This is a genomic window from Ureaplasma canigenitalium ATCC 51252, from assembly GCF_000712165.1.
GTDB lineage: Bacteria > Bacillota_I > Bacilli_A > Mycoplasmatales > Mycoplasmoidaceae > Ureaplasma > Ureaplasma canigenitalium.
Genome location: NZ_JONZ01000007.1, coordinates 1 through 8296, shown reverse-complemented (window position 1 = coordinate 8296; position 8296 = coordinate 1). Strand labels below are relative to the sequence as shown.

5 protein-coding genes, 1 tRNA gene and 2 rRNA genes are annotated in these 8296 nt (G+C 30.7%); 7 read left to right on the top strand and 1 reads right to left on the bottom strand.

Annotated elements, in window-relative coordinates; all coding sequences use genetic code 4:
- From T416_RS0102040 to T416_RS0102030, 3 genes are all read left to right on the top strand, one after another.
- Positions 1-218: ribosomal RNA gene (locus T416_RS0102040) — 23S ribosomal RNA — on the top strand; the annotation flags it as partial.
- A 56-nt stretch (positions 219-274) separates the two neighbouring features.
- Positions 275-379 (top strand): 5S ribosomal RNA (rrf, locus tag T416_RS0102035).
- A gap of 87 nt (positions 380-466) precedes the next feature.
- Positions 467-540, top strand: a tRNA-Gly gene (locus T416_RS0102030).
- Between the two features lie 64 nt (positions 541-604).
- On the opposite strand, the gene upp is transcribed toward T416_RS0102030, so the two are convergent.
- A complete protein-coding gene (gene upp, locus T416_RS0102025; protein ID WP_031489162.1) occupies positions 605-1228 on the bottom strand; it encodes a uracil phosphoribosyltransferase in 624 nt (207 codons plus the stop codon).
- 195 nt (positions 1229-1423) lie between these two features.
- Between upp and T416_RS0102020 the strand changes: the two genes are divergently transcribed.
- The 4 genes from T416_RS0102020 to T416_RS03965 all read left to right on the top strand — a co-directional run bounded on the left by T416_RS0102020 (position 1424) and on the right by T416_RS03965 (position 8093).
- Entirely contained in the window at positions 1424-5584 is a 4161-nt protein-coding gene (locus T416_RS0102020) for an MAG2960 family serine endopeptidase lipoprotein (RefSeq protein WP_031489161.1), read from the top strand.
- A 92-nt stretch (positions 5585-5676) separates the two neighbouring features.
- Positions 5677-6348, top strand: coding sequence for a LemA family protein (locus T416_RS0102015; RefSeq protein WP_031489160.1), 672 nt, complete (start codon positions 5677-5679; stop codon positions 6346-6348).
- Between the two features lie 483 nt (positions 6349-6831).
- Positions 6832-7191 carry a restriction endonuclease subunit S gene (locus T416_RS03970; protein WP_031489159.1) on the top strand — a complete coding sequence of 120 codons (360 nt, stop codon included), beginning with the start codon at positions 6832-6834 and terminating at the stop codon, positions 7189-7191.
- A 53-nt stretch (positions 7192-7244) separates the two neighbouring features.
- Positions 7245-8093 carry a restriction endonuclease subunit S gene (locus T416_RS03965; RefSeq protein ID WP_156953976.1) on the top strand — a complete coding sequence of 283 codons (849 nt, stop codon included), beginning with the start codon at positions 7245-7247 and terminating at the stop codon, positions 8091-8093.
- Positions 8094-8296 lie beyond the last annotated feature (203 nt).

Here is an 8296-nt window from a genome sequence, read left to right as displayed (position 1 = left end):
TCTTGTGATCCTGTTGTCGCGCCAGCGGCACTGCAGGGTAGCAACGTGTGGAATAGAGAAACGCTGAAAGCATCTAAGTGTGAAACTAACTTCAAGATTAATCTTCCCTGCCTTAAATGGCGTAAGAATCGTTATAGACCATAACGTTGATAGGTCGGATGTGTACGCACGGTGACGTGTTTAGCTAACCGATACTAATTATTCGAGGACTTATGTAAATCCTTGTTTAAATTTAGATGAATGATAATATTCAGTTTTCAGAGAATGATCATAGTGTGGTAATCATATCAGAGTGGAAATACCTGTTTACATCCCGAACACAGAAGTCAAGCACTCTAGAGCCGACGATAGTCAAAAACAAAATAGGTCATTGCCACGCAATAACTAGTCAAACCGACTAGTTTTTTTATGACTATGACAACAAGAAATAATATAAATATTCCTTGTTTTGTTATAATCATAATATGCAGATATAGTTCAGTGGTAGAACGCAACCTTGCCAAGGTCGAGATGCGAGTTCGATTCTCGTTATCTGCTCCATTAATATTTAAAACTAAAAAAACAGGTGCTATACCTGTTTTTCTTTTCCTCTTTAGTTTATTTTCTATTTAGTACCAAATATTCTATCACCAGCATCTCCAAGACCAGGAACAATATAACCATCTTCATTTAATTTTTCATCAATTGAAGCAAGATAAATTTTCACGTCTGGATGGTTTTTTGTAACATTATTAATTCCTTCCATCACTCCAACAATGCAGACAGCTGTAATTGATTTAGGTTGATGTTGTTTTACAATGTTAATAGCTTCAACCATTGAACCACCAGTTGCTAACATTGGGTCGAGAATGATAACATCACATTCGCTAATGTTTTTAGGGAATTTTTTAAAGTATTCAACAGGTTTAAGTGTTTTTTCGTCACGGTATAAACCTATGTGACCTACACTTGCTGTTGGAATTAAATTTTTAACTCCATCGACCATTCCAATACCAGCTCTTAAGATTGGTACAAGACACATTTTATTTTTTAGTTTATATCCGGTCGCATGATTTACTACCGGTGTCATAATATCAATCTCGTTTAATTCTAGATTTTTAGTAGCCTCGTAAACCATTAATTGTGTTAATTCCTCAAGGTTACTTGTAAAGACGGTTGAAACTGTTGATGTCTTTCTCATTCGTGTTAATTTATCTTTAATTAAGGGGTGATTAATTTCGATATACATGTTGATTTCCTTTGTTTTTACTAAGTAAATGATATTAAAAACATGAACAAAACGACCAAAAAGCAATATTTTTTTAATAACAGTCTTTTCTTTTGCCATTTTAAATAATTCAATTTTGAAAAGAAATAAAATTAATTTATAATATGTATTTCGTAACCATTATTAAGAAACGATAAACCATTTTCATAGGTATTTATGACTAAAAAACACAAAATAATTTTCAGTTTATTAACTGCATCGCTTGTTGTCACTCCAATAATTATCGCAAGTTGTAAAAAAACGGCGGACAACGATGATGTTGATTTTAATAAACTTAATGAGAAAACAAAAGTGAGTTATTTAAATGCTGAAAATACACTTTTTGTTGATGCTAAAGAAGACAAAGAGTTTTATGTTCTTTCTAACCCCGATGCTCGTGTTGACTTCATTAGAGCGATGAAAGACACAGGTGGTATTTTTGTTTACTATTCCTTAAATAAAAATGGTAGGGATTCAAAACAGTATCAAAAATTTATTTCCAACGATTTTTTTAAGAAGGAAGAAAAGAAGGAAAAAGTAGCTCCTAACTTCGATAGTCTCGCATCTCTTGTTGTCATTAAATACAAAAATAGTGACAAAATATTCTTTAACAATTTGCGTAATGAAGATATTAAGGATACTAAAAACTTTCTTCCTTTTATCAATGAACCTAAAACAAAAATTACAATTATTGGTGCAACCCTAGAGAATGATGGAATTCATATTTCTTATGTGTTAGAAAAAGATAAATCAACTTCTAAACCTTATTCCTACATTATTAAGAAAAATGAATTTAGTAATATCGATCCTAATCAAAAGATGACTGAAGCAAATTGAGAGCAATTAGCTAATGTTACCGTTTTTAATTATCAGAATAGCCAAAATATTTTTTATGAAAATGTCCCTGAAACAATTGATTTTGACAAGATTACCTTTAATCTTCCCGAAGATGACATCCATGTTGTTTTAGTTAAAGTTAAGAAAACTGATAAAGGGATTTTAGTTGAGTATAAACTCCAAAAAAACAACCAGGAATCTGATTTATTTGATGATTTAATCCCTTTAACCAAGTTTAAACAAAATAACAACCAACCAAACTGAGCACTACAAAGTAGCAAATTACAATTTACTTATATCGATGCTAAAAATATCCTTTTTAAAGATGCTACTAACAGTCTAAGTAACTTTAATATTTCAGGACTTGATGTCGATTTCAAAATCAATGTTAAATCAATATATAAAGCATCTAATCGATTCGTAATTACTTATGAACTGGAAAGCAAAGGGATTAAATCAGGAGGTTTTACCTATTCAATTAGTAGCGATGTATTTAAGACTCCATATAATTTTGATGCGATTGATTTAAAGAAACTTTCAATTACTTACAACGACAGTCAAAACATCTATCTTAAGGATGCAAAATTTGATTCATCTCACTATCAATTCCACTATGACGGACTTCTTAAGGATGTTTCATTTAGGTTTGTAAGAGCATCATTAGTAAAGAATACACCGGCTTATATTAATGTTGAATATCAAATTGTTCACCATAATGAAATATCTAATATTAAAACCTATCAAATTAACCAATCTTCATTTAAAAAAGATCCTGTAATTGATTTTAATAGTTTAAACAAGAACATCCAATTTTCCTTTAAGAATAGTAACAAACGAACTTTTAGTTCCGTAACAAATAATGAAATTAATCAACTAAGTAGTTATGAAATCAAAAACAAGGATAGTAAGGTCAATATTGAACTTCTAGGTGCAGTTAAAACCAGTGATATGTTAACCCTTACTTATACTCTTGTTAAGGATGGTTTTTTCTCTCCCCAATTTAATTATCAAATTTCAAGTAGTACATTCCTCCCTGAACTTCCTGATAATTATGGTACAGGTCTTACCATTTCTTTACCAGTTGGGATTAAAAAGAATGAGATATCTAGTAAGACTGAGCTTTATTTTGGTGTAATGGTTAATCCGAATCAAAATAAAAATCATTCAACCGACATTACTGACTTTAATTTTTCCATTAGTTTAACCTCTCATGGTTTTGAAACCATTACTCTAAAACAATCAAAATTCCTTGACCATGTTGCTTATTTTGATGTTTCAAATTTAGATATCAACCGAGAATACACAATTAGTAAAATTACTGCTCATTCAATTAAAAATAACAATGATTATAATGTCGAAGTAGCACCTGACACTAAATTTATTATTAGTCATCTTTTAAAAGATGCTAAACAACCAACACCACCAGGTAATAAACCTCATTTACCTAATCAAAACAATCCAAAAGAAAAACCTGAAACTGAACCAAAACACAATCCGGGACAATTCATCTTAAAGAATTTTTATCAACCCGACACTACCCTTAACTCCCACTTAAGTAATGATGCATTTGCTCACTCTTTAAGCAAAAACGACTTATATAATAGTGAAGGGAAAATGCTTAGTGCTTTTGAATTAATTCAAAAGACTAATCAATATCGTAGCAACTTCCTTAATTTGCAAACCTATTTAAAGAGTAAACCAGACATTCTCACAGGTTCAACAGACCGAAGAAGAATTGAAAAAGAGTTTTTATCTCATATTAAAAATATTGGTATTCTTGGTGAGTTCGGTGAAACCGAAACTGAAAAAGCACAATTCTATACCAGATATCTTGAGAAACAATATTTACCTTCACAAACATACTTGATGAATTTTGATGCTAACACATCTTATTATTCATTGACCATTGATTTTTCATTAATCAATAATTTAATAAAACAAAATCCTTTTGGTTTTTTACCAAGCAATCTGTCACAATTTTTAACTTTAATCAATATGGAAGCGATAAAGGATTTTTTAAACCTTAATCATACTCCTTCATCCATTAAGGCTAATTTTAATGATGACGATGGAACAATTAGTCTTCTAATTGATAATCAAGTAGTTAATTTAGACAAGTCTAATGTTAGTAACCTAAAGAGTAACAAAGATTTTGCTCAATATATTTATGATCGTTCATTCTCGTTAAGTTGAAACTATTGGAAAACAAGAAAAAAGAACGATTACGATTCGAGCACTCAAATCACTTTAGTTAACGGTGGTGGTACATTTTGACTTGTTGACCGGGTAGTCGGTACTAAGACGAAAAACAATCAAAAGGTTTACACCTTCCTTGCTGCAACAAATGCTCATGTCCCTAATTTTAGTAAAATTTTTGACCGATCTCAGGTTTTTAAAAGTTATGACAATAATAAAAGAAAAGATGCTTGATATAGTGGGTTTTCACAATTTGGTCTACAAAGCTTTACTGCTGACGAAGGTCAAACTTTCACAAATAAAGTTGATCAATATGGTAAAAGTTATGAGGAAGTTTCGTTTAGTGATAAATGAAAGAAACAGAGTCCTTTCCTTTTTGGTAAATCCTTTGGAGATACAAATTTAAGTAGTCCAACCAATAAAACTTACGATGCTCTTAGTTCTGTTGATAAGACTGTGACTGAACGGAAAGCTGGTAATGCTTGAGATCAATATCTTGACTTTATTTATTACACTCCACGATTCCGAAGTGGTGGAATTAAAGCTGATTCATTAGTTTCACAAATTTATCTTGATCAATCAAAAGAAGAATATAGTGAAGCCGTTCGTATCGGTGAAACACCGAATGGTGGAATGGATTTTGCCCTAGTCAAAATTGATATTGATGAAACAACTATTAAATACCTTTTCCCGACCCTTTTTCCTTTGCTTAACACTGATAAAGAAGCTGATTGATACCCAGGACTTGGTAATGAAGAGAGCGAATATAAAGACTATATTTCACCTTTTAACACCATCTTTGTCGCTGGTTATCCACAAACATTTGGTTTTAATCAATCTTTTGCTTACTCAAAAGGTAAGGGTGGGTTAATTGCTTCGAAATATCGTTATTTTGATAAAAAAGATGTTAACCATCTTTGATATCGATATAATGAGCAAGAGAATAAAGATTGAAATAAACTAAACAATTGATGAAAGGAATATCAAAATCCTTTTCATCCTAAACACGAACACGGAATGGATAAATGGACTCTTAATCAAGGTAGTATTATTTATTTAAATGCCGACACAGGTTTAAAAACAGGTTCTTCTGGTTCAATGGCTATCGATTCGCGATTTAATGTTATTGGAATTAATTTTAGTAATGTTGCAGAAGTTAATGATCCAAATAAAACTACTAATGCTGTTACCTTGTTTAAAGGTTATAGTCAATATAATGAAAATGAATTCTCTGGTGATGTGAAACACGAAGTGATTAAGAAGTTAAGAAAAGATCAATTAAAAACATTAAAAATGAACCCATAATTTGACAATTTTAAACGGTTTTTGTTCCATAAAATTCCCAAATATTTTATAATTTAATATTAATGTTTTTCACTTAAAAGGAGGGATTTGTTATGGCAAATATGTTAGATGAAATGTCGACGCCAGCAATGGATGAGGGAAGAGATACAGCTGTTTTAAATAAACAAATTCCAGTTAAGGTTGGAGGGGGTTCTGTTTTCTTCGAATTCATTTTATGAATTCTTGGAATACTCCCTGGTTTAATCTTCTTATTTTTAAAAATTAAAGCAAAAAACTATTTTCAACAATTAGAACAAAGAATTCAAGGTGCCGCTAGTACTATTGATAACTATATGGAACAAAGAATTCAAGTTCTTCAAAATACTGTTTCACTTGTTAATAAAGCAGTTAACCTTGATGATAAAATTCTCACTGAAGTTGCTAAATTTCGGAGCGGAATGCATGTTGATGGTAGTAATCGTGAATTAGTACAAAATCAACTTTCGTCAATTAATCGAATGATTAATGTTCAACTTGAAAACTATCCGGACATTAAAGCACATGGTGCGATTGCTCAGGCTATGAAGCAAAATTCAATTCTTCAAAAAGAAATTACCGCATCAAGAGATTTATATAATGATTTAGTTGCTCAATGAAACACAAATGTCTTTAGATGACCAACAAAACAAATAGTCGCAGCGAGAGCTCAATATACAACAAGAATACCATTTGCGATTTCTAAAGCTGATAAAGAGCATGCTAGAAGTAATTTCTTCCAAGAATAGTTTAGAAAAATACTAAAGAACTTTGCTGAAAGCAAAGGCTTCCCAAAATTAAAAACCAGGTCTATCACATTAAAATTATGAAAAAAATTAAGTGTGTGACTTGGTTTTTTGTTTAAAAATGAGCTTAACTTACGAGTAAGAATCAAATGGGTTCTAACAAAAAACTATTTAAGCCTAAGGTGAAAAATGGTTTGAAAATTTAAAACTATCGCGAAAATGTAATTTTACTTCAAATTCCTTTTAATTAAAGAAACAAAAAAGTTTGGTTTTCTATAATAAAAAAACAAATGTGTACACCTGAGTTTTCATTCGAGAACACACGGTGTTTTTTTATTAATAAATTAATTTGCTTATCTTATTAAGGATTAATTCATAACATATAATAAGATTAATTAAGAAGGTCATATTTTCTTTAATCTACCTATGTTAAAAAGATTTAACATATTCATTAATAATATTAGTAAGGTTTAAAAGGAGTTTGGGATGTTTTGTGATAAAAAAATTAATAGTTTACTTCAAAGAATCAAAGAAAGAAAAGATACCAAGCTTTATAAAATAGGTGAACTTTGCGATATCGCACGAGGAAAAGTTTACTCAAAACCTTACATCAGTGATAATCCAGGTATTTACCCGGTCTACTCATCACAAACATTAAATGATGGTATTCTTGGAAAGATTAGCACTTATGATCTTGATGGTGAATATGTTACTTGAACAACAAATGGACAGTATGCTGGAACAGTCTTCTATAGGAATGGTAAGTTTTCAGTAACTAATGTTTGTGGAAAACTTAAAATCAAAGATAGTTCAGTGATTAGTGCTAAATATCTTTCATATATATAAGTAGTATCGTTTTTCCTAGATTTGTTAATAGAGCATCTAATAATTTCATCTTAATGAGCAATGTAGTTGAAAACATTGAAATCCCTGTTCCTCCTCTTTCCTTCCAGAATGAAATAGTAGAAATTTTGGATAAATTTACGGAACTGGAAAAGGAACTGGAAAAGGAACTGGAATTACGTGATAAACAGTATAGTTACTACTTAAACAAAATCCTTGATTTTGATAATAATACTGATCTTTTAGACCGGATTTTAAAGTATTTGCCGGAAGAGGGAAATGTAAAAGAAACTGACAATAAAATTAATTTTAAACCTCTCCGTGAGTTATTTCATATTTACGGTGGCTATACTCCTCCAAAGGGTGACACTGATAATTGGACTAACGGGACAATTCCATGATTTAGACTCGATGACATCAGATTAAACGGGCGAATTTTAGCAAATTCTTTACAGAAGGTTAAAAGTTGTAGAAAAATTTTTCCGAGAAACTCTCTTATAATATCGACTACAGCAACAATTGGTGAACATGCCTTAATTACTACTGATTTTATATGCAATCAACAATTTACTGTTTTTACTCTTAACAGCAATTTTAAGGAAAGACTTAATATTAAATTCTTGTATTATTGATTTTTTATATTTGGGAATTTATTGAAAGACAAAACTAAAGGTGTTTCTTTAGCTTTACTTAGAATTAAGGATTTTGAAAACATTCAAGTCCCAATTCCTTCCCTTTCCATCCAAAACAAAATTGTTAATATTCTCGACCAACTTGAAACTTATTCAAAAGATATCACTACTGGTCTTCCGCTTGAAATCAACCTAAGAAATAAACAATACGAATATTATCGGAATCTATTGTTAGACTTTGATAAGAATTCAAGCGGGGGGGGGGGGAATTAAATAATGCCTATCTAGAACTCCTTAATAAATTAACTATCCAACTTTCGTTATCTAATAGAGAAGTTAGACTTTATAAAATTGGTGAACTTTGCGATATCACACGAGGAAAAGTTTACTCAAAACCTTACATCAGTGATAATCCAGGTATTTACCCAGTCTACTCATCACAAACATTAAATGATGGTGTTTTTGGAATGATTAAC